Genomic DNA, 19,203 nt, shown 5'->3' with positions numbered 1-19,203 from the left:
GGCCCGGCATCGAGCGTGCACACCACCCCGGCGGAGGCCGGGGCCCAATTGGAAAGGTGGCAATAACGGGGTGCCGACCATCGTCAGCAACGTCCCCCAATTGGGCCCCGGCCTTCGCCGGGGTGGTCGAGAAAGGGTGTGGCGCCAACGATGCGCGCCTGCGTCCTTGCTGGCCTTCCGGACCGCCCTGCCCTAAAGCGCCCGCACATTCTTATACCAAGGGCATATCATGGGTTTTCGCTGCGGCATCGTGGGGCTGCCGAACGTCGGCAAGTCCACTCTCTTCAACGCGCTGACCGAGACGGCCGCGGCGCAGGCGGCGAACTATCCGTTCTGCACGATCGAGCCGAACGTCGGTAACGTCGGCGTGCCCGACAAGCGGCTCGACGCGCTCGCGAAGATCGCCGGATCGCAGAAGATCATCGAGACGCAGCTCGGCTTCGTCGACATCGCCGGGCTGGTGCGCGGCGCGTCGAAGGGCGAAGGGCTCGGCAACCAGTTCCTCGGCAACATCCGCGAGGTCGACGCGATCGTCCACGTGCTGCGCTGCTTCGAGAATGGCGACGTGACGCATGTCGACAACAAGGTCGATCCGATCGCCGACGCCGAGACGGTCGACACCGAGCTGATGCTGAGCGACCTCGAAAGCCTCGAGAAGCGCGTGCCGAACCTCGCCAAGAAGGGCATGCAGGGCGACAAGGAAGCCAAGATCGGTGCCGCCGTGCTCGGCCAGGCGCTCGAACTGCTCCGCGAAGGCAAGCCTGCGCGGCTGACCGTGCCGAAGGACGAGGACGAGGCGCGCGTGTTCGCGCAGGCGCAGTTGCTGACCGCAAAGCCCGTGCTGTACGTGTGCAACGTCGACGAGGGCGATGCGGCGAACGGCAATGCGTTGTCGGCGCGGGTGTTCGAGAAGGCGAAGGCCGAGGGCGCGGAAGCGGTCGTGGTGTCGGCGGCGATCGAGGCGGAAATCGCGACGATGCCCGCCGAGGATCGCGGCGAGTTTCTCGGCGAGCTGGGGCTCGAGGAGACCGGCCTCGCCCGCGTCATCACCGCCGGGTACAAGCTGCTCCATCTGCTGACGTTCTTCACGGTCGGCCCGAAGGAAGCGCGGGCCTGGACCGTCCACGAGGGCGCAACCGCACCGCAGGCGGCAGGCGAGATCCACGGCGATTTCGAAAAGGGCTTCATCCGCGCCGAGACGATCGCGTTCGACGACTTCATCGCGCTGGGCGGCGAATCGAAGGCACGCGAGGCGGGCAAGCTGCGCGCGGAAGGCAAGGCCTACGTCGTCCATGACGGCGACGTGATGCACTTCCTGCATAGCTGAGGCATAGTCGAAAGCGGACCGAAGCGGAGGGCGTCGTTTGAGGGGTGAAAAGCTGACTCGCCGCGTTCCGCCCGCCCTCCGTTCTGCGGTTCGCGCGCTCGTGCTCGCCGGTTGCGTCACGCTGGCGGGGTGCGACCAGCGGCGCGATACCGGGGCGGTGGTCGTCAGTGCGATCGGCGCGCATCCGGAGGCGGTCGATGCCAGCCGGGTCGCGCTCGATACCCCGGCGCGGCTGCTGATGGATTCGACCGCGCAGGGGCTGGTGCGGTTCGATGCGACCGGGCAGATCGAGCCGGGTATCGCCGAACGCTGGATCGTGATCGACGGCGGGATGAGCTACATCTTCCGCCTGCGCGAGGTGAAATGGAGCGACGGTACGCCGGTCACCGCGGCGCAGGTCGTGGCGATGCTGGAACGGCAATTCCGGCCGGGATCGCGCAATCCGCTGGCGCCGTTCATGACCGCGATCGACGAGATCGTCGTGATGACGCCGCAGGTCATCGAGGTGCGGCTGTCGCGCCCGCGCCCCGACCTGTTGAAGCTGTTCGCGCAACCCGAACTCGCGCTGCTGCGGTTGCAGTCCGTCAGCGGCACCGGGCCGTTCCACATCGCACGGGGCGGGACCGCGCCGTTGCTGCGTCCCGCCTTCGATCCCGGCGAGGCGGACCCCGACGACCAGCATGACGTGAAGGCGGAGGAGGACGTCCGGCTGATCGGCGAACGCGCCGCGCGGGCGATCGCGCGGTTCGCGCATCGCGATTCGGACCTGGTCAGCGGCGGCAGCTTCGTCGACTGGCCGTTGCTCGCGACCACCGATATCGCGCCCGCCAATATCCGCGTCGATCCCGCGGTCGGGCTGTTCGGGCTGGCGATCGTGCGGCGTGACGGGTTCCTCGCCGATGCCGCCAACCGCGCGGCGATCTCGGAGGCGATCGACCGGACCGTGCTGACCGCGGCGATCGCGCCGAACTGGGATGCGGCGGACCGGATTCTTCCCGACATCCTCGATTCGGCATCGCTGCCGCAGGTTCCGGCGTGGTCGCTGCTGTCGCAGGACGAGCGACGCGCGGCGGCGCGGCAACGCGTGGCGGCGTGGACCGGCGGGCCGATCGGCGTGCGGATCGCGCTGCCCAATGGTCCGGGTGCGACGCTGCTGTACGCGCATGTCGCCGCGTCGTTGATGGCGATCGGCATCACCCCGTCGCGCGTTGCGCTGGATGCCGATGCCGAGCTGAAGCTGGTCGACGCGGTCGCGCCCTATGACAGCGCGCGATGGTATCTGGCGAGTGCGTGCGTGGTGTGCGGCGAGGCGGCGCAGGCGGCGGTCGAGGCGGCGCGCGAGGCGGCGACGCTGGCGGAGCGAAGCGTCCGCATCGCCGCGGCGGACGCGGCGATGAACGAGGACGTCGCGTTCATCCCGCTCGCGCGCCCGCTACGCTGGTCGCTTGTCACCGCGAGGTTGGCGCAGTGGCAGCCCAACCCGCGCGCGTGGCACCCGTTGAACCGGTTGCGCGCCGATACCAACTAGGTGGCATGAAACCGACCGTCACCCGCATCACCCCCGGATCGATCCTTGACTCGCTGCCGATGGGGCGCGACGCGCTGTCCGTGCGCCGCCGCGTCGAGGCGATGGAACGCGTGATGGAGGGGCTGTTTCAGATCCCCGGCACCAACCGCAAGGTCGGCCTCGACGTGATCCTCGATATCGTGCCGTTCGCGGGCAGTACGATCGCCGCGGCGGTCGGCGGCTGGATGGCGTGGGAGGCACGCAACATCGGCATGTCGAAGGTCCAGGTGGCGCGGATGGCGGGCAATATCGGGTTCGACTGGGCGCTCGGGATGATCCCGTTCGTCGGCGCGATCCCCGACTTCTTCTTCCGCTCGAACACGCGCAACTTGCGGATCATCAAGAAGCATCTGGATCGGCATTACCCGTCGACGACCATTCTCGAGGGATAATTTCGGGTATCTCAGCATCCTCCCCCGCCAGGGGGAGGTGGCAGGCAACGCCTGGCGGAGGGGGAGGAAAGCGAAACCTAAGCTCCGTGCCCTCCCCCTCCGTCGCCTTCGGCGCCACCTCCCCCTTACGGGGGAGGATTGGGATATTGCTTATCGGTTGCCGCGCCAGATTTTCAGCGGGGCAGCGTCGGCCAGGCCGCCCTGGTGGACGGGGCAGCGGCGGTAGCGGAAGCGGCGGTCTAGGCAGATCCAGACCTCGTCGAGCCAGCCCTGTTTCGTCGCGGTCACGCGCATCATGTCGGCGTTGAGCCCGGGATTGGCGGACGCCATCGCGGCCGCAAAGCGTCCGGCGGTCAGCGGTGCGCGCGACAAACCATCCATGTCCGGATAGCGCAGCTTGCCGTACAGCCCGGTGGACTGGTTGAAATATTTCGCGGGTCGATAGCCCGGCATGCAGGTGCCGTGCTTCGCCCATTCGTGCTGGAGTAGCTGCGCCGAGGGCGTCGTGCAGAGATGCGCGCGGATCACCGGCGGCGGGACGAACTCCGCCGCGCGACAATATTGCGGCCAGTCCTTGTCGACGCCGTCGGGCCACAGGCCGTGCAGCGTGAAGCCAAAGCGGTTGGCCGCGCCGCACTGGAACTGCGACCCGGTGCGCGTGCCGTTGTCGCGGCAATATTGCGGGGCCCAGGTGATCGCCAGCGTGTAGCCGCCGATCGGGACGACCCGCTTGGGCTGGCTGTCGGACGGCAGATCGGGGCGGACGCGCTCGACGGTGGCGGGGGTCGAGCATTGATAGGCCTGCGCCTGGACGACTCCGGGCAGCGCCAGCGCGGCCGCGACGATGGTCAGTCTAACGATCATGCGGCATGTCCTCGTCTAGCCTGGTCGAACCAGAGTTTCGCGTCGGGTTTCAGGAGTTGCAGCCCCGAGGCGATGTAGACCACGCTCGCGACGATCGACAGCCCGAGCGTCGCGCTGGGCACTGCATGCCCGGTCGCCAATTGCACCAGCGAGATCGCGACGCCGATCGCGGAGAGCACGGCCAGCACGATCACCACCCACCGCGCGACGCCGCTCGGCGCCCGCACGGTGAAATACCAGAGCGTCAGCGTGATCACGATCCCGGCGACCTCGAACGTCGGCAGGATCCAGCCGATCTTCGCCAGCATCGGGGTGGCCGCGACCATCGCGGTCCGCGGCCCCCAGCTCATCGCGGACACGATCAGCCCGATCACGAACGAGGCGAGATACAGCCGTTCGTAGCGCGTTATGGATACCGGCCTGATCATCGTCTTGTCCCCGTCATCGATTGCCCGTTATCGATCATGCTGCGACCGGGACGCGCCGGCGAGCCGGTCATGCCGTCGTGAAATCGAGGCCTATATCCGCCGCGGGTGCCGACTGCGTCAAGCGGCCGACCGACACATAGGTCACGCCGGTCTCGGCGATCGCGCGGATCGTGTCGAGGTTGACGCCCCCCGACGCCTCGGTCGGCACGCGACCGCCGACCAGCGCAACCGCCTCGCGCAGCATCGCCGGCGGCATGTTGTCGAGCAGGAGATGGGTCGCGCCGGCCGTCAGTGCGGGTGCGATCTGGTCGATCCGGTCGACCTCGACGATGATGTGCGCGATCCCCGCATCACGCGCCCGGCGCACCGCCTCGGCGACGCCGCCGGCGACTGCGACGTGATTGTCCTTGATCATCGCGGCATCCCAGAGGCCCATCCGGTGGTTCTGCGCGCCGCCCATCCGGGTCGCGTATTTCTCCAGCACCCGAAGGCCGGGAATGGTCTTCCGCGTATCGAGCAGGATCGCGCCCGTCCCCGCGATCGCATCGACATACGCGCGCGTCATGGTCGCGACCCCCGACAGATGCTGGACGGTATTTAGCGCCGACCGCTCGGCGGTGAGCATCGCCCGCCCTACCCCTTCGAGTCGCATCAGGATCGTCCCCGCCGCGACCTGCTGCCCGTCCTGCACGAGCCGGTCGATTCGGACGTCGGGATCGAGCGTCCGGAAGAACGCCTCGGCGAGATCCAGCCCGGCAACGACGATCGGGTCGCGGCTGTCCATGACGCCGGTGAATCGCGCGTCGGCGGGGATGACCGCGTTCGACGTGATGTCGCCGATCGTGCTCAGATCCTCCGCCAATGTCGACGCGACGAACGCGTCGACGACGAACTGTGCCGGCAATCCGACGTCGGGCAATGCTGCGTTCATCTCAAGACTCCCAGTGGCGACCCGTCGGTCGTATCAGTGCAGATGCCGACGAGCATGATGCGGGGCCAGCGAAATCGCCGCATCTGTCTGCACCATAAAGATTTTCGCGTTGGAACCGAACATCCCCAGGCGAGTTTGCCTGACCGATACCGAGGAACGATCGATGCATACCAAGACGATGGCCGAGACAGCACGTTTGACCCAGCTGCTTGGCGAGGCCCTCGTACTGGCCGACACGCTCGAACTGACCATCGCCGCGATCCATATCGATCAGGCGCTGGCCCAGGTGCCCAAGGATGCGCCCTCGGCCTGACGGATCAGGCGTTCGCACCGCCGGCCGGGCCGAGATCGCCCCTGCCGACGGTGTTCGACGCCATCCGCAGCATCGCATCGAGGCTCTTCTTCGCCTGGAGGCGCAGGCCTTCCTCGATCTCGATTCGCGGGCTCAGATCGCGCAGCGCGACGTAGAGCTTTTCCAGCGTGTTGAGCGCCATGTACGGGCAGATGTTGCAGTTGCAATTGCCGTCCGCACCCGGTGCGCCGATGAAGCGCTTGTTCGGCAACGCCTTTTCCATCTGGTGGATGATGTGCGGCTCGGTCGCGACGATCAGCGTGTCTCCGGGCATCGCCAATGCGTAGTCGAGGATGCCACGGGTCGAGCCGACATAATCGGCGTGATCAAGGATGATCGGCGGGCACTCGGGATGCGCGACGACGGGCGCGCACGGATGCTGTGCCTTGAGCTTCATCAGCTCGGTCTCGCTGAACGCCTCGTGGACGATGCAGACGCCCGGCCATAGCAGCATGTCACGGCCGGTCTTCCGCGCGAGATAACCGCCGAGATTGCGATCGGGACCGAAGATAATCTTCTGCTCGGGCGGGATCTGCGCGAGGATCGTGTCCGCCGAAGACGACGTCACGATGATGTCGGAGAGCGCCTTCACCTCGGTCGAGCAGTTGATGTAGGTCAGCGCGATATGATCGGGATGCTTCGCGCGGAACGCCGCGAACTGCTCGGGCGGGCAGCTGTCCTCCAGGCTGCACCCGGCGTCCATGTCGGGCAGCACGACGATCTTGTCGGGCGAGAGGATCTTGGCGGTCTCTGCCATGAAGCGCACGCCGCAGAACGCGATCACGTCGGCATCGGTGGCTGCCGCCTTGCGCGACAGATCGAGGCTGTCGCCGACGAAATCGGCCAGATCCTGAAGCTCGGGCTTCTGGTAGTAATGCGCGAGGATGACCGCGTTCTTCTCCTTGCGGAGGCGCTCGATCTCGGCGCGGATGTCGATACCCGCAAAGTTCTGGTTCAATTCCATCGTCGTATCCCGAATAGCCCGATCGCGTTTACTGGCGGTTCCCTAGCACGTCCTGCAGCGAGCGCGAGGTGTCCCAGCGCTCCCCGTTCGCGACCGGCTCGTCGGCGAAGCGCACCGCGACGGTCGCGTCGATCCCGGCGGCACGCAACGGCATCGCGAAACTGCGCTCGACCGCACGGCGCGTGGCGTCGCGCGCGAGCTTGATCATCGCCGGTTCGCGCGCCTGGCGGATCAGCTCGATCTGGCCGGCGCGGCGGTTGGCGTCGTCGAGGCGCTTCTCGGCGTCGGTGAAGGTGGTCAGCACGCCGCCCGAGCCATATTCGCGGACTGCGTTGAGATCGACCTGCGGGCCATCCGCCTCGACCGCGGGCAGGCGTACCGCCAGCGTCTTGGTGGCGCCGTCCCACGCGACGTCGGCCTGCGTGAGCTTGCCCATGTCGACCTCGTACCGGACCATGCCGGGCATGATCAGCGTCTTCTCGGTGGTGAAGCCGAGCTGCGACTGTTTCGAGGTGACGACCGCGACATAGCGCGCGGCGAACGCGGACAGCCGGTTCTGCTCGCGCAGGCCCTCCAAGCTGGCGCTCGCGATCGTGGTCGGATCGGGGGTCAGCCGGTCGCTGACATAGCGCTGCACGCCCCACAGCGCGAGCAAGCCGGCGAGCACGAGAATGACGACGAACCCCGCCGCCTTGGCAAGGAAGCCACCGACGCCGGAACCGGTATTCGGCGCATTCAAATCTTGATCTGCCATGTTTCGCCTTCCTCGATCACCAAGCCACGGTTTTGCAGGTCGTAGAGATGCGCGAGCACCGATCGCTCGGCCGCGGGCGTGAGCCGCGCGTCGAGCCCGACGTACATCTGGGCCACCATCCGTCCGATCGGCTGCGGTTCGCTGCGTAACAGGCGGAGGATCTGTCCCTCGCGCTGCTTGCGATGGCCGAGCATGCCGCGCACCAGCCGCTGCGGCTTCTCGACCGCTTCGCCGTGGCCGGGATAATAGACCCGGTCGTCGCGGCTCATCAGCTTTTCGAGGCTCGTCATGTATGCCGCCATGTCGCCGTCGGGCGGCGAGACGATGGTGGTCGACCAGCCCATGACGTGATCGCCGGAGAACAGCGCGTTGGTCTCGGGCAGAGCGAAGGCGAGATGATTCGAGGTATGGCCGGGCGTCGCGATCGCCGCCAGCGTCCAGCCTTGGCCGGTGATCGTGTCTCCGTCGGCCATCACCCGATCGGGCGCGTAGGCGGCGTCGAACGATGCATCCCCGCGTGCGCTGGAATACTCGATATCGAACGGCGCTGCGCCGACGATCGGCGCGCCGGTGATCGCCTGGAGCGGGCGTGTTGCGGGGCTGTGATCGCGGTGATGGTGCGTGACGACGATCGCGGTGACGGGGCGGCCGTCGATCGCGCGGATCAGCGCGGCGATGTGCGCGGGATCGTCGGGGCCGGGATCGATCACCGCAAGATCGGTCGTGCCGACGATATGCGTCTGCGTACCGGTGTAGGTGTAGGGCGACGGATTGGGCGCGAGCACGCGAACGACGAGCGGCTCGAGCTGGATCGGGATACCGGTCGGGTGCTCAGCCATGGGACCGAGATGGCCGTTGCGAGCGGGGATGGCAAGACCCCGTCATCGGAAGGCAGTGTCGGCGGATTTTACACATCGCACGCCACGGTTTGTGGGATTAACTAACATATGTGGCGTAGATCGGTGGGATACCGTGTTCTGGCACGCGCACTGCATCGTCTGTCCCGTCACCGAACGCTGCGGCGTTCAAGCAGGGTGGATCGATCGCTACCGTCCGGTCTCGCATCGATCCACCCTCCCCGGTGACTCTCAAGATTACGGTGCATCGATCGGTTTTCCCGTCACCCTGACGTAAGTCAGGGTCCAGGGTAACGAGACGCAGCACCTCGTGGCTATGGATCCTGACTTTCGTCAGGATGACGCGGGATGGGGTGAGGCATGCTAGCCGAGGTGATCCCCCGATGCTTCGCTCCCCCTGCGAAAACTTCAGCCCGCCTTCTGCTTCTCAAACATCTGCGCCAGCTCGCCGCTTTCGTACATCTCCATCATGATGTCCGAGCCGCCGACGAACTCGCCGTCGACGTAGAGCTGGGGGATCGTCGGCCAGTCCGAATAGGCCTTGATGCCCTGGCGGATGCCCTGGTCCTGCAACACGTCGACGCTCTCGAATTCGACTTCGAGATGGTTGAGGATCGCGATCGCGCGGCTGGAGAAGCCGCACTGCGGGAACAGCGGGCTGCCCTTCATGAACAATACCACGGGGCTGGCTTTGACTACCGCGTCGATGCGGGCGTTCGTGTCGTCGGTCATGTCTTGGGTCATCTCCGGGTCCTCAGGAAATTGCGGTGGTAAGCTGGAGCGCGTGCAGGACGCCGCCCATGCGACCGCCGAGCGCGGCGTAGACCGCCTGATGCTGCTTCACGCGGCTCATGCCGGCAAAGCTCGGGGCAACGACCTTGGCGGCATAGTGATCGCCGTCGCCGGCGAGATCGGTGATCTCGACCTGGGCATCGGGAATAGCGTCGCGGATCATGGTCGCGATATCGTCGGCTGCCATCGGCATCTTACTGCGCCTCCAGCAACTGGCGACGCGCTTCGATCATCTGCTGCGCGAGCGCGCGGCGGACGGTCGCCTCGTCGTGATCAAGCCCCGCTGCGGTCAGGTCGCCGACGAGCTTGCGCACGACGTCGTCGTCGCCGCCGCCTTCCATGTCGGCATGGACGAGCGCGGTCGCATAGGCGTCGGTCTCTTCCGGCGTCAGCTGCATCTCATGCGCCGCCCAGCCGCCGAGCAGACGATTGCGCCGCGCGGTGATGCGGAACGCCATCTCCTCCTCACGCGCGAAATGCGCCTCGCTGGCGCGTTCGCGATCGTCGAAACTGGTCATTGCGCAAGTCCCCGGTACAGCCGTGTATCAGGCCGGAGATAGGTCGCGGACCGCGCATGCGCAATAATGGCCGTCGAACGCGGTGTCGCGAACCTTGGCGAGGGCCGCCGGGGTCAGCCGACCTCGACCACCAGCTTGCCGATCGCACCGCGTGCCGCCATCTTCGCGATCGCCTTGCCACCTTCCTCGAACGCGAAGACTTCCGTGACGCGGGGCGCGATCTTTCCCGCTTCCCACAGGTCGAACAGCGTTTCGATATGTGTCTGGTTCGCCTGCGGATCGCGCGCCGCGAACGCGCCCCAGAACACGCCGCAGACGTCGCAGCTTTTGAGCAGCGTGAGGTTGAGCGGGAGTTTCGGGATGCCGGCGGGGAAACCTACGACGAGATACTTGCCCTCCCAGGCGATCGATCGGAGCGCGGGTTCGGCATAGTCGCCACCGACCGGATCGTAGATCACGTGTGCGCCATCGCGACCGACCGCGGCCTTGAACTGCTCGGCGAGAGCCTTCGACTGGTCCTTGTCGAACGGGGCGCGGGCGTAGATCAGCGTGTCGTCGGCACCGGCGGACTTGGCCGCGGCAGCTTTTTCCTCGGACGAGACCGCGGCGACGACCTTGGCACCGAACGCCTTGCCGAGTTCGATCGCGGCGAGCCCTACCCCGCCGGCCGCGCCGAGCACGAGCAGCGTCTGCCCGGCCTTGATATGGCCGCGGTCGAGCAGTGCGTGGATCGTCGTGCCATAGGTGAGGATCAGCGAGGCGCCCTCGGCGAAGCTGCGGCCTTCTGGGAGGCGGTAGAGCTTGGCGGGATCGGCGATCACCTTCTCGCACAGGCCGCCGTGACCGAGCATCGCGATGACACGGTCGCCGACTTCCCAGCCGGTGACGCCTTCGCCGATCGAGTCGATCGTGCCGGCGATTTCGCCGCCCGGTGCGAACGGGCGCTGCGGCTTGAACTGGTATTTGTCCTCGATGATCAGGACGTCGGGGAAGTTGATCGCGCAGGCCTTGACCGCCACGACGACCTGTCCGGGGCCGGCCACCAGATCGGGCAGCTCGACCATTTCCAGAGTTTCAGGTCCGCCGACTGCCTTCGACACCAATGCTCGCATACCCGCTCTCCACCGTCGTCCAAGGGCGATTCGATGCGACCGCCTCCTCGAATTTCGAAATCTGGGTATCCCTTGCCAGCGTCAGGCCGACTTCGTCCAGCCCCTCCATGAGGCACTGGCGGCGGAATGCGTCGAGTTCGAAGGTGAAGCGGTCCTGGAACGGGGTGGTGACGGTCATCGTCTCGAGATCGACGGTGACGATCTGGTCCTTGGCGACCTCGAGCAGACGATCGATCGCCTCCTGCGGGAGGACGACGGGGACGATGCCGTTCTTGAACGCGTTGCCCGAAAAGATGTCGGAGAAGCTCGGCGCGATCACCGCGGTAATGCCCATGTCGGCGAGCGCCCATGCGGCATGCTCGCGGCTGGAGCCGCAACCGAAATTATCGCCCGCGATCAGGATCGGCGACCCTACATAGCGCGGATCGTCGAAGATGTTGCCGGGTTGCGCGCGAACCGTCTCGAACGCGCCGCGGCCGAGGCCGGTGCGCGTGATCGTCTTCAGCCAGTGCGCCGGGATGATGACGTCGGTGTCGATGTTCTTCGCGCCCCAGGGATAGGCGCGGCCCGAGACGGTCGTGACGGGGGTCATCGCTGTTCCGTGCGCTCCGGAACCACACGCGCCGATGCGACATAAGCCGCGACGCCGCTGAGCATTGCGCCAGCCGCCAGCAATACGAAAACCTTCTTCACGCTTTTTCCCCCATCAACTCTCTGACGTCGCTCAGCTTACCGGTTACCGCCGCCGCTGCCGCCATCGCGGGCGATACCAGATGCGTGCGCGCTCCGGGACCCTGTCTGCCGACGAAATTACGGTTCGACGTGGAAGCGCAACGCTCCCCCGCAGGGACTTTGTCCGGGTTCATCGCAAGGCACATCGAACAGCCCGGTTCGCGCCATTCGAAACCGGCGGTAATGAAGATCCGGTCGAGCCCTTCGGCTTCGGCCTGTCGCTTCACCAAGCCCGAGCCGGGGACGACGAGCGCGCGGACGCCGGTCGCGACATGGCGACCGTCGGCGATCGCCGCGGCGGCGCGGAGGTCCTCGATGCGGCTGTTGGTGCAGCTGCCGATGAAGACGTGCTGGATCGTGACGTCGCGCATCGCCGTGCCGGCGGTGAGGCCCATGTAATCGAGCGACTTCTGCGCGGCGGCCTGCTTGGCGGGATCGGCGAAGCTCGATGGTTCGGGGACGAATCCGGTGATCGGCACGACGTCCTCGGGGCTGGTGCCCCAGGTGAGGCCGGGCGCGATATCGGCGGCGTCGAGCGTGACGGACTTGTCGTAACGCGCGCCGGGATCGGTCGCGAGGCTGCGCCACCATGTCACGGCCTTGTCCCAGTTCTCGCCGGTCGGGGCCATCGGGCGGCCCTTGAGGTACGCGAAGGTCGTGTCGTCTGGCGCGATCAGGCCGGCGCGCGCGCCCGCCTCGATCGACATGTTGGCGATCGTCAGGCGACCTTCGATCGACATGTTGCGGATCACGCTGCCGGTGAATTCGATGACGTGGCCGGTGCCGCCCGCCGCACCGATCTTGCCGATGATCGCGAGGATGACGTCCTTCGGGGAGACGCCGAAACCGAGTTCGCCGTCGACGCGGACTTCCATCGTCTTGGCCTGCGACAGCAGCAGCGTCTGCGTGGCGAGGACGTGTTCGACCTCGCTGGTGCCGATCCCGAACGCCAAAGCGCCGAGTGCACCGTGTGCGGATGTGTGGCTGTCGCCGCAGACCAGCGTCGTGCCGGGCAGCGTGAAACCCTGCTCGGGGCCGACGACATGGACGATGCCCTGCTCGATCGCCGTCGCGTCGATATAGTCGATGCCGAACTCGCTGGTATTGCGGCGGAGCGTGTCGAGCTGTTGCGCGCTTTCGGGGTCGGCGATCGGCAGGACACGACCGGCGGCATCTTTCCGCGCGGTGGTCGGGAGATTGTGATCGGGGACGGCGAGCGTCAGGTCGGCGCGGCGGACTTTGCGGCCTGCCACGCGGAGGCCTTCGAAGGCCTGCGGGCTGGTGACTTCGTGGACGAGGTGGCGGTCGATATAGATCAGGCAGGTGCCGTCGTCGCGGCGTTCGACGACGTGCGCCGCCCAGATCTTTTCGTACAGCGTTTGTGGAATGGCCATGATGGAGCGCGCGGTAACCGAAAAGGAATGCGACGCCAAGGTTGTAAGTAATTTTCGGTCGTAAGAATGCTTCGGCGTGCCGCGTATCGGGCCGAAGACCGTCATCCTGACGAAATTCAGGATCCAGGATTACGTAGGGCGGTGCTTGGTATCCCGGGTCCTGAGTTTCGTCAGGATGACGGGAGGGGAGGCATCGCCTTGTTCAGGAATGCGACGCTGTCGGCGAGCACAGGGGCCTTGCCGCGGAACGGTTTCGAAAGCGCCATCGCGACGTTTTCGTGGCTCAGGCCGGGATAATCGATGTGCGTCACTGGCGCGCCGAGTGCCTTCAGTCGCGCGGTGAGGTTGATCGCGTTGTGCGGCTTGACCTGCGTGTCGTCGCCGGCGGTGATCAGCAGCATCGGCGGGGCGTCGGCCCGCGCGAAGTGGATCGGCTGGGTCATCACCGGGTCGGCGGCGCCCTGCATCGCGTCGATCGCGCGCTTGGCGGTGAAGGGGTAGAAGTCGTACGGGCCGCACAGGCCAACCGCGGCCTTGATGATGCGCGGGTCGACGCCCTCCGCCTTCAACCAGCGCTGGTCGAGCGTCAGCATCGCGACGGTGTAGGCGCCGGCGGAATGCCCCGCGACGGCGATCCGGTTCGGGTCGCCGCCAGACTGTGCGATGTGGTCGCGGGTCCATTTCACCGCTTCGGCGCCGTCCTGGAGGAAGGCGGGGAAGCGGACGTCGGGCACCTTGCGGTAGTCGGGCATGACGACGACGTAGCCCGCCTTCGCATAGGCGCGCGCCGCGAACGCGTAGGCGCCGCGCGAGCCGTGGACCCAGCCGCCGCCGTACCAGAAGATCAGCACCGGCAGGCCGGTCTTCGCGCCGCCGGACGGGCGCCAGACGTCGAGTTTCTGGCCGTGCGTGCCGAACGGGACGCCTTCGCGGATGCGGGCGGTGCCGCGACCGCCGCCCATCACGCCGTCGAGTACGCTGAGCGTGCCGGGGCCCGCGGTGAACGCGGTGCCTGCGATCAGGATGACGATCAGCGCTATGACGATGGCAGCGCGTTTGGCGGTATGGGGCATCAGCGGCGGAAGTCCGCGGTGATCGATCCGCATGTGATGAGGTCGGCCTCGTGGCTTTCCTCGCGCCATGTCTCGGCGAGCGCGGTCGCTTCCCATTCGCGCATCGCCGGGTGCGCGATGATCCGCTCGACCCAGGCGAGCCCAGCCGGACCGACGTCGATCCCGTAGGTCCGCACGCGGAACGCAACCGGCGTATAGAAGGCGTCAACGGCAGTGAACTCGGCACCAGCGAGACAGGGGCCACCGAACCGGGCGAGTCCCTCGCTCCACAGTTCGGCGATCCGTGCAACGTCGCGGTCGAGCGCGTCGCTGCCGGGGGCGGCGTCGACGCGGACGCCAACGTTCATCGTCCGCTCGTTGCGCAGCGCGGAGAACCCGCCATGCATTTCGGCGGTCGCGCAGATCGCCCAGGCACGGGCCTCTTCGTCGGCGGGCCAGACGCCGTCATGACGCTCGGCAAGGTAGAGGACGATGCCGAGCGAATCCCACACCGTCCGCTCGCCGTCGATCAGCACCGGCACTTGCCCGGTCGGCGAGAAGGCGCGGAACGCCTCGTAATTGACGGGCGCCAGGAACGGCTCGATCCGGTCCTCGAAGTCGATGCCGAGCGCCTTCATCAGGACCCAGGGGCGCAGCGACCAGCTCGAGTAATTGCGGTTCGCGGTGACGAGGGTGTAGCCCATCAGGCGGTGTAGCGCGCGGTGGTCTTCGCGGCGATCTCGTCCGCGGTCACGCCCGGCGCCATCTCGACGAGCTTGAACGGGCTGTCGTGATCGGGGCGCTGGAACACGGCGAGGTCGGTGACGATCATGTCGACGACGTTCTTGCCGGTCAGCGGAAGCGTGCAGGACGGGATGAACTTCGGCGTACCGTCCTTGGCGGTGTGGTCCATCACGACGATGATCTGCTTGACGCCCGCGACGAGGTCCATCGCCCCGCCCATGCCCTTGATCATCTTGCCCGGGATCATCCAGTTGGCGATGTCGCCGCCTTCGCTGACCTCCATCGCGCCCAGCACGGTCAGGTCGATATGCCCGCCGCGGATCATCGCGAAACTGTCCGACGAGCTGAAATACACCGACGAGGGGAGTTCGCTGATCGTCTGCTTGCCGGCGTTGATCAGGTCGGCGTCCTCGTCGCCCGCATAGGGGAACGGGCCGATCCCGAGCATGCCGTTTTCCGACTGGAGCGTGACGGTCATCCCCTCGGGAATGTTGTTCGCGACCAGCGTCGGGATGCCGATGCCGAGATTGACGTAATAGCCGTCCTTCAGTTCCTGCGCCGCACGCGCGGCCATCTGGTTACGGTCCCAGGGCATCAGTGCATTCCTTCCTGGATGGTGGTGATGGTCGTGAATTGTTCGCGGAGCTCGGTGCCGACGCCGTCGACGATCGCCTGCAACGCGGCATCCTCGTCGAGGCCCCAGGTACCCGCATAGGCGCGCGCGGCGTGGCGGATCGTGTCGGCGAGGAGGTAGCCGAACACGGTCGGATCCTCGAGGATGCCCGCGTCGATCAGCACGTTGCTGCCGGCGCCGTTGGTGATCCAGATGCGCGCGACCTCGACCGATTCGCTGGTGAGTTGCGCGCCCTTGTCGAGCGCGATCGCGTTGGGATGGTCGGCCATTAGCGTACGCCTCCAGTCGGGGCCCAGCGGACTGCTGGCGGGAATACCTCGTCGCGGTTGCCCTTGAGCGCAGTGCCGTAGACGGGGTTGGGTAGGACGAACCACCCTGCCCCCCATCTGGCCGCGATCGTGGGCGATTGGACTGTTGCGCGACGGGCGGCGGGGGTCTGGCCGGCGTTGAACAGGTCGCTGAAGTCGCCGAGCTGGTCGCCGCCCATCGCGACGACGCAGTATTTCGCGGCGATCGTCGCGCGGCGGCCGTCCTTCTTCGAGCCCATCGCGTCGTCGCCGGCGAGGAACAGCGTCTCGCCGTGGCGCGCGGGGCCGAGGCCGGCGGCTTCGATCGTGGCTTCAGTCTGTGCGGCGTTCGCGGCGGAGCGGTTGGTGTTGAAGATCACCGTGACGCCCATCGCGCGGAGTTGGGTGAGCGCGGCGAGCGCGCCAGGGACGGGGGCGACCTGCCTGACGCCAGTGCGCTCCCAGTCCTGCCAGCGGGGATCGGACCATGCTTGGCCGGAGGACGCGTCGTATTCGAAGCCGAGGTTGAGGAGGACGGTTTCATCGACGTCGAAGACCGCAGCCTCGGGTTTGGTGCCACAGGAGGTGAAGGTCGGCGCGGTTAGCGATGCGCCTTGAGAAAGCACGACGGAGGTTGGCGTGCGTTGTGTGCGGACGTAGCCGACGAGCGCGTTCCAGGCCTGCATGCTGACCGCTGCGGCTTCGCCCGAGGCGTAGAGATATTGCATCCCGGCTGGGACGCCATCGACGGTGACGGGTGCGGAGACAGTCGGCGTCGCTGCGATCGACGTCGGCGCGGAGACACTTACGCACCCCTGCAAAACCAGTGCCCCTGCGAACGCAGGGGCCCAGGATACCAAGCGCGGCGCCCGCGACCCTGGACTCCTGCGTTCGCAGGAGAACGGGGAGCGCTTCCGATCCACCATCAGGCCTCGCTTCACGCGGAAACCCGCTCGCGGACGGTGCGGAATTCGATCTGTTTGTCGTACGGCGCGCCGACGATCATCCGCTTCACGTAGATCCCCGGCAGGTGGATCGTGTCGGGATCGAGGCTGCCGACGGGGACGATCTCCTCGACCTCGGCGACGCAGATCTTGCCCGCCGTCGCCATCGGCTGGTTGAAGTTACGCGCGGTCTTGCGGAAGATGAGGTTGCCGCTTTCGTCCGCCTTCCAGCCCTTGATGATCGCGAGATCGGCGCGGATACCGCGTTCGAGGATGTATTCCTGGCCGTCGAAGACCTTCGTTTCCTTGCCCTCGGCGACCTGCGTGCCGACGCCGGTCTTGGTGTAGAAGCCGGGGATGCCCGCTCCCCCTGCCCGGCAGCGTTCGGCGAGCGTGCCCTGCGGGCAGAACTCGACCTCGAGTTCGCCGCTGAGATATTGCCGCTCGAATTCCTTGTTCTCACCGACATAGGACGAGATCATCTTCTTCACCTGGCGCGAGCGGAGCAGTTTGCCGAGGCCCTGCCCGTCGATCCCGGCGTTGTTGCTGGCGATCGTCAGGTCCTTCACGCCCGAGGCCTCGATCGCGTCGATCAGCCGCTCGGGGATGCCGCACAGCCCGAACCCGCCCGCGCAGATCGTCATGCCGTCGAACAGCACGCCTTCGAGCGCCGCCGCCGCGTCGGTGTAGAGCTTGTTCGCCATGCATCCTCCTATGGTCTTTCGCCTCGCATAAAGCGCGGCGGCAGCGACGGCAACGCCTCGACTTCGCGCGCGCCGCCCGGCTAGGATGCGGCGAGGAGATTTGCATGACCCAGCGTACCGGCGGCCGCATTCTGGTGGATCAACTCATCGCACAAGGGTGCGACCGCATCTTCACGGTGCCGGGGGAGAGCTTCCTGGCGGTACTTGACGCGCTCCATGATACGCCCGCGATCGATCTGGTGGTGTGCCGGCAGGAGGGCGGCGTCGGGTTCATGGCGTGCGCGGACGGGACGCTCACGCACCGGCCGGGGGTGGCGTTCGTGACGCGCGGACCGGGCGCGACCAACGCGGCGATCGGCGTGCACGTCGCGATGCAGGATTCGCAGCCGATGATCCTGTTCGTGGGCGATATCGACCGCAGCACGCGCGACCGCGAGGCGTTCCAGGAGATCGATTTCCAGGCGATGTTTGCGCCGATCGCGAAATGGGCGGCGCGGATCGACGATGCGCGGCGGATTCCGGAATATGTCGCGCGCGCCTATGCGACCGCAATGTCGGGGCGGCCGGGTCCGGTGGTGCTCGCGTTGCCCGAGGACATGCTGCTGGATGTGGTCGACGCGGTCGATCGACCGCGGGTCGAGCGGGTGGCGCAAGGGTGTGACGCCGATACGATGGACCTGCTCGCCGATCTGCTGACGACGGCGGAGCGGCCGGTGGCGATCGTTGGGGGTGCGGGCTGGGATGTAGCGGCGTCGGGGGCGTTCTCGACGTGGGCGGATCGCAACGGCATTCCGGTGGCAGCGGCGTTTCGGCGGCAGGATGCTATTCCGAACGACTGCCCGGTTTGGGCTGGCAACCTGGGGTATGGGCCCAATCCCAAGCTGGTCGAGCGGGTGAAGGCGGCGGACCTGTTGCTCGTGGTCGGGCCCCGGCTGGGGGAGGCAACGACCGATGGGTATGCGCTGATCACGCCCGATCATCCGGGGCAGCGGCTGATCCATGTCCATCCCGATCCCGACGAGTTGCACCGGGCGTACCGCGCGGATGTCGCGGTATGTGCGGGGATGGCGGAGTTTGCCGAGGCCTTGCTGGTGGTCGACCTGCCGCCGCGGACTGCTGGGTCGGAGGCGCATGCGGAGTGGGTTGCGTGGTCTACGCCGGCTCCACGGGAGCTGGTGATGGACCTCGGGCCGTGTGTCGCAGCGATGCGCGAGCGGCTGCCGGCGGATGCTATCCTCTGCAACGGCGCGGGGAATTATTCGGGCTGGTGGCATCGGTACTGGGCGTATGCCGGGCCGGGGACTCAGCTTGCGCCGACTGCTGGGGCTATGGGGTACGGCGTGCCGGCCGCGGTCGCGGCATCGTTGCGGCATCCGGAGCGGACCGTCGTGGCGCTCGCGGGGGACGGGTGTTTTTTGATGAACGGGCAGGAACTCGCGACGGCGGTTGCGCATGGCGGGGACATGCTGGTGATCGTCGTGGATAATGGCGGGTACGGGACGATCCGCATGCATCAGGAGCGCGAGTATCCGGGGCGGGTTTCGGGGACCGGGTTGCGGAATCCGGACTTTGCTGCGCTAGGGCGGGCTTATGGGTGTTGGGCGGAGACCGTTTCCCGGACGGGGGATTTTGCGGGGGCGCTGGACCGGGCGATGGCTCGGTCTGGGGTCAGGTTGTTGCATGTGGTGACGGATATCGAGGCGATTACCGCTGGGACTACGCTGGCGAAGGTTCGTGTGGGCTGAGCCTCGTTTTTCGCTCGAACGGCTTACCCAGTATTAGCACCACCCCGGCGAAGGCCGGGGCCCAATTGGGGGACGGCGGTAACTAAACGCGGTCTTCCGTTACTTCGGA

23 protein-coding genes are annotated in these 19,203 nt (G+C 66.9%); 5 read left to right on the top strand and 18 right to left on the bottom strand.

Going from position 1 to position 19,203, the window contains the following annotated elements:
• Positions 1-229 precede the first annotated feature (229 nt).
• From ychF to ASF09_RS00795, 3 genes are read left to right on the top strand one after another with little or no spacing between them, the layout of a single operon-like run.
• Positions 230-1,327, top strand: coding sequence for a redox-regulated ATPase YchF (ychF, locus tag ASF09_RS00805; RefSeq protein WP_060523892.1), 1,098 nt, complete (start codon positions 230-232; stop codon positions 1,325-1,327).
• Positions 1,328-1,364: 37 nt separating this feature from the next.
• A complete protein-coding gene (locus tag ASF09_RS00800) occupies positions 1,365-2,855 on the top strand; it encodes an ABC transporter substrate-binding protein (protein ID WP_327196527.1) in 1,491 nt (496 codons plus the stop codon).
• A gap of 5 nt (positions 2,856-2,860) precedes the next feature.
• Positions 2,861-3,286 (top strand): DUF4112 domain-containing protein, encoded by a 426-nt coding sequence (locus ASF09_RS00795; RefSeq protein ID WP_060523888.1) that lies wholly within the window; start codon positions 2,861-2,863, stop codon positions 3,284-3,286.
• 150 nt (positions 3,287-3,436) lie between these two features.
• On the opposite strand, the gene ASF09_RS00790 is transcribed toward ASF09_RS00795, so the two are convergent.
• The 3 genes from ASF09_RS00790 to nadC form a co-directional block, all read right to left on the bottom strand.
• The gene (locus ASF09_RS00790; protein WP_060523886.1) at positions 3,437-4,150 is read right to left on the bottom strand and encodes a ribonuclease T2 family protein; all 714 of its coding nucleotides are present in this window, start codon (positions 4,148-4,150) and stop codon (positions 3,437-3,439) included.
• Positions 4,147-4,578: a hypothetical protein gene (locus ASF09_RS00785; RefSeq protein WP_060523884.1), complete on the bottom strand. Its 432-nt coding sequence runs from the start codon at positions 4,576-4,578 to the stop codon at positions 4,147-4,149. The genes ASF09_RS00790 and ASF09_RS00785 overlap by 4 nt, the downstream gene beginning before the upstream one ends.
• Positions 4,579-4,645: 67 nt before the next feature.
• Entirely contained in the window at positions 4,646-5,509 is an 864-nt protein-coding gene (gene nadC, locus ASF09_RS00780) for a carboxylating nicotinate-nucleotide diphosphorylase (protein WP_060523882.1), read from the bottom strand.
• Positions 5,510-5,672: 163 nt separating this feature from the next.
• On the opposite strand from nadC, the gene ASF09_RS19945 reads away from it, so the two are divergent.
• A complete protein-coding gene (locus ASF09_RS19945; protein ID WP_156359119.1) occupies positions 5,673-5,822 on the top strand; it encodes a hypothetical protein in 150 nt (49 codons plus the stop codon).
• Positions 5,823-5,826: 4 nt separating this feature from the next.
• On the opposite strand, the gene nadA is transcribed toward ASF09_RS19945, so the two are convergent.
• The 15 genes from nadA to ASF09_RS00705 form a co-directional block, all read right to left on the bottom strand.
• Positions 5,827-6,825, bottom strand: a complete 999-nt coding sequence (nadA, locus tag ASF09_RS00775; RefSeq protein WP_060523880.1) for a quinolinate synthase NadA — start codon at positions 6,823-6,825, stop codon at positions 5,827-5,829.
• A 28-nt stretch (positions 6,826-6,853) separates the two neighbouring features.
• Positions 6,854-7,579, bottom strand: a complete 726-nt coding sequence (locus ASF09_RS00770; protein WP_056047231.1) for a DUF4230 domain-containing protein — start codon at positions 7,577-7,579, stop codon at positions 6,854-6,856.
• On the bottom strand, positions 7,561-8,418 hold the full coding sequence (locus tag ASF09_RS00765; RefSeq protein WP_060523878.1) for an MBL fold metallo-hydrolase: 858 nt from the start codon (positions 8,416-8,418) through the stop codon (positions 7,561-7,563). The genes ASF09_RS00770 and ASF09_RS00765 overlap by 19 nt, the downstream gene beginning before the upstream one ends.
• Positions 8,419-8,844: 426 nt before the next feature.
• Positions 8,845-9,168, bottom strand: coding sequence for a Grx4 family monothiol glutaredoxin (gene grxD / locus ASF09_RS00760; RefSeq protein WP_060523876.1), 324 nt, complete (start codon positions 9,166-9,168; stop codon positions 8,845-8,847).
• A gap of 22 nt (positions 9,169-9,190) precedes the next feature.
• Entirely contained in the window at positions 9,191-9,421 is a 231-nt protein-coding gene (locus ASF09_RS00755; RefSeq protein WP_056420018.1) for a BolA family protein, read from the bottom strand.
• Position 9,422: 1 nt separating this feature from the next.
• Entirely contained in the window at positions 9,423-9,746 is a 324-nt protein-coding gene (locus ASF09_RS00750) for a DUF1476 domain-containing protein (RefSeq protein ID WP_056047222.1), read from the bottom strand.
• 113 nt (positions 9,747-9,859) lie between these two features.
• Positions 9,860-10,858 carry an NADPH:quinone oxidoreductase family protein gene (locus ASF09_RS00745; protein ID WP_200912495.1) on the bottom strand — a complete coding sequence of 333 codons (999 nt, stop codon included), beginning with the start codon at positions 10,856-10,858 and terminating at the stop codon, positions 9,860-9,862.
• Positions 10,821-11,450 (bottom strand): 3-isopropylmalate dehydratase small subunit, encoded by a 630-nt coding sequence (gene leuD / locus ASF09_RS00740; protein ID WP_060523867.1) that lies wholly within the window; start codon positions 11,448-11,450, stop codon positions 10,821-10,823. Before leuD ends, ASF09_RS00745 begins: the two co-directional genes overlap by 38 nt.
• Positions 11,451-11,547: 97 nt before the next feature.
• Positions 11,548-12,984, bottom strand: coding sequence for a 3-isopropylmalate dehydratase large subunit (gene leuC / locus ASF09_RS00735; protein ID WP_443024930.1), 1,437 nt, complete (start codon positions 12,982-12,984; stop codon positions 11,548-11,550).
• A 170-nt stretch (positions 12,985-13,154) separates the two neighbouring features.
• The gene (locus tag ASF09_RS00730; protein WP_060524834.1) at positions 13,155-14,057 is read right to left on the bottom strand and encodes an alpha/beta hydrolase; all 903 of its coding nucleotides are present in this window, start codon (positions 14,055-14,057) and stop codon (positions 13,155-13,157) included.
• Positions 14,057-14,740, bottom strand: coding sequence for a glutathione S-transferase family protein (locus tag ASF09_RS00725; RefSeq protein ID WP_060523865.1), 684 nt, complete (start codon positions 14,738-14,740; stop codon positions 14,057-14,059). The genes ASF09_RS00730 and ASF09_RS00725 overlap by 1 nt, the downstream gene beginning before the upstream one ends.
• A complete protein-coding gene (locus ASF09_RS00720) occupies positions 14,740-15,375 on the bottom strand; it encodes a 3-oxoacid CoA-transferase subunit B (protein WP_060523863.1) in 636 nt (211 codons plus the stop codon). Before ASF09_RS00720 ends, ASF09_RS00725 begins: the two co-directional genes overlap by 1 nt.
• Positions 15,375-15,683, bottom strand: coding sequence for a DUF5076 domain-containing protein (locus tag ASF09_RS00715; protein ID WP_056047204.1), 309 nt, complete (start codon positions 15,681-15,683; stop codon positions 15,375-15,377). Before ASF09_RS00715 ends, ASF09_RS00720 begins: the two co-directional genes overlap by 1 nt.
• The gene (locus tag ASF09_RS00710) at positions 15,683-16,561 is read right to left on the bottom strand and encodes a 5'-nucleotidase, lipoprotein e(P4) family (RefSeq protein ID WP_060523862.1); all 879 of its coding nucleotides are present in this window, start codon (positions 16,559-16,561) and stop codon (positions 15,683-15,685) included. Before ASF09_RS00710 ends, ASF09_RS00715 begins: the two co-directional genes overlap by 1 nt.
• Before the next feature lie 77 nt (positions 16,562-16,638).
• Entirely contained in the window at positions 16,639-17,349 is a 711-nt protein-coding gene (locus tag ASF09_RS00705; RefSeq protein ID WP_060523860.1) for a CoA transferase subunit A, read from the bottom strand.
• Positions 17,350-17,453: 104 nt separating this feature from the next.
• Between ASF09_RS00705 and ASF09_RS00700 the strand changes: the two genes are divergently transcribed.
• The gene (locus tag ASF09_RS00700; RefSeq protein ID WP_060523858.1) at positions 17,454-19,094 is read left to right on the top strand and encodes a thiamine pyrophosphate-binding protein; all 1,641 of its coding nucleotides are present in this window, start codon (positions 17,454-17,456) and stop codon (positions 19,092-19,094) included.
• Positions 19,095-19,203: the final 109 nt, after the last annotated feature.

This window comes from Sphingomonas sp. Leaf242 (assembly GCF_001422045.1).
GTDB lineage: Bacteria > Pseudomonadota > Alphaproteobacteria > Sphingomonadales > Sphingomonadaceae > Sphingomonas.
Note: the sequence above shows the minus strand (reverse complement) of the source record. Positions and strands in the feature narration are given on the sequence as shown.

What these genes read in the sequence shown, in the direction of transcription:
- ASF09_RS00725 (WP_060523865.1), bottom strand. Translation starts at nt 14,740, where the DNA reads ATGGGCTACACCCTCGTCACCGCGAACCGCAATTACTCGAGCTGGTCG.
- ASF09_RS00700 (WP_060523858.1), top strand. Translation starts at nt 17,454, where the DNA reads ATGACCCAGCGTACCGGCGGCCGCATTCTGGTGGATCAACTCATCGCA.
- ASF09_RS00755 (WP_056420018.1), bottom strand. Translation starts at nt 9,421, where the DNA reads ATGCCGATGGCAGCCGACGATATCGCGACCATGATCCGCGACGCTATT.
- ASF09_RS00705 (WP_060523860.1), bottom strand. Translation starts at nt 17,349, where the DNA reads ATGGCGAACAAGCTCTACACCGACGCGGCGGCGGCGCTCGAAGGCGTG.
- leuC (WP_443024930.1), bottom strand. Translation starts at nt 12,984, where the DNA reads ATGGCCATTCCACAAACGCTGTACGAAAAGATCTGGGCGGCGCACGTC.
- leuD (WP_060523867.1), bottom strand. Translation starts at nt 11,450, where the DNA reads ATGACCCCCGTCACGACCGTCTCGGGCCGCGCCTATCCCTGGGGCGCG.
- ASF09_RS00785 (WP_060523884.1), bottom strand. Translation starts at nt 4,578, where the DNA reads ATGATCAGGCCGGTATCCATAACGCGCTACGAACGGCTGTATCTCGCC.
- ASF09_RS19945 (WP_156359119.1), top strand. Translation starts at nt 5,673, where the DNA reads ATGCATACCAAGACGATGGCCGAGACAGCACGTTTGACCCAGCTGCTT.
- ASF09_RS00750 (WP_056047222.1), bottom strand. Translation starts at nt 9,746, where the DNA reads ATGACCAGTTTCGACGATCGCGAACGCGCCAGCGAGGCGCATTTCGCG.
- ASF09_RS00745 (WP_200912495.1), bottom strand. Translation starts at nt 10,858, where the DNA reads ATGCGAGCATTGGTGTCGAAGGCAGTCGGCGGACCTGAAACTCTGGAA.
- ASF09_RS00715 (WP_056047204.1), bottom strand. Translation starts at nt 15,683, where the DNA reads ATGGCCGACCATCCCAACGCGATCGCGCTCGACAAGGGCGCGCAACTC.
- nadA (WP_060523880.1), bottom strand. Translation starts at nt 6,825, where the DNA reads ATGGAATTGAACCAGAACTTTGCGGGTATCGACATCCGCGCCGAGATC.
- grxD (WP_060523876.1), bottom strand. Translation starts at nt 9,168, where the DNA reads ATGACCGACGACACGAACGCCCGCATCGACGCGGTAGTCAAAGCCAGC.
- ASF09_RS00765 (WP_060523878.1), bottom strand. Translation starts at nt 8,418, where the DNA reads ATGGCTGAGCACCCGACCGGTATCCCGATCCAGCTCGAGCCGCTCGTC.
- ASF09_RS00795 (WP_060523888.1), top strand. Translation starts at nt 2,861, where the DNA reads ATGAAACCGACCGTCACCCGCATCACCCCCGGATCGATCCTTGACTCG.
- ASF09_RS00720 (WP_060523863.1), bottom strand. Translation starts at nt 15,375, where the DNA reads ATGCCCTGGGACCGTAACCAGATGGCCGCGCGTGCGGCGCAGGAACTG.
- ychF (WP_060523892.1), top strand. Translation starts at nt 230, where the DNA reads ATGGGTTTTCGCTGCGGCATCGTGGGGCTGCCGAACGTCGGCAAGTCC.
- ASF09_RS00730 (WP_060524834.1), bottom strand. Translation starts at nt 14,057, where the DNA reads ATGCCCCATACCGCCAAACGCGCTGCCATCGTCATAGCGCTGATCGTC.
- ASF09_RS00770 (WP_056047231.1), bottom strand. Translation starts at nt 7,579, where the DNA reads ATGGCAGATCAAGATTTGAATGCGCCGAATACCGGTTCCGGCGTCGGT.
- nadC (WP_060523882.1), bottom strand. Translation starts at nt 5,509, where the DNA reads ATGAACGCAGCATTGCCCGACGTCGGATTGCCGGCACAGTTCGTCGTC.
- ASF09_RS00790 (WP_060523886.1), bottom strand. Translation starts at nt 4,150, where the DNA reads ATGATCGTTAGACTGACCATCGTCGCGGCCGCGCTGGCGCTGCCCGGA.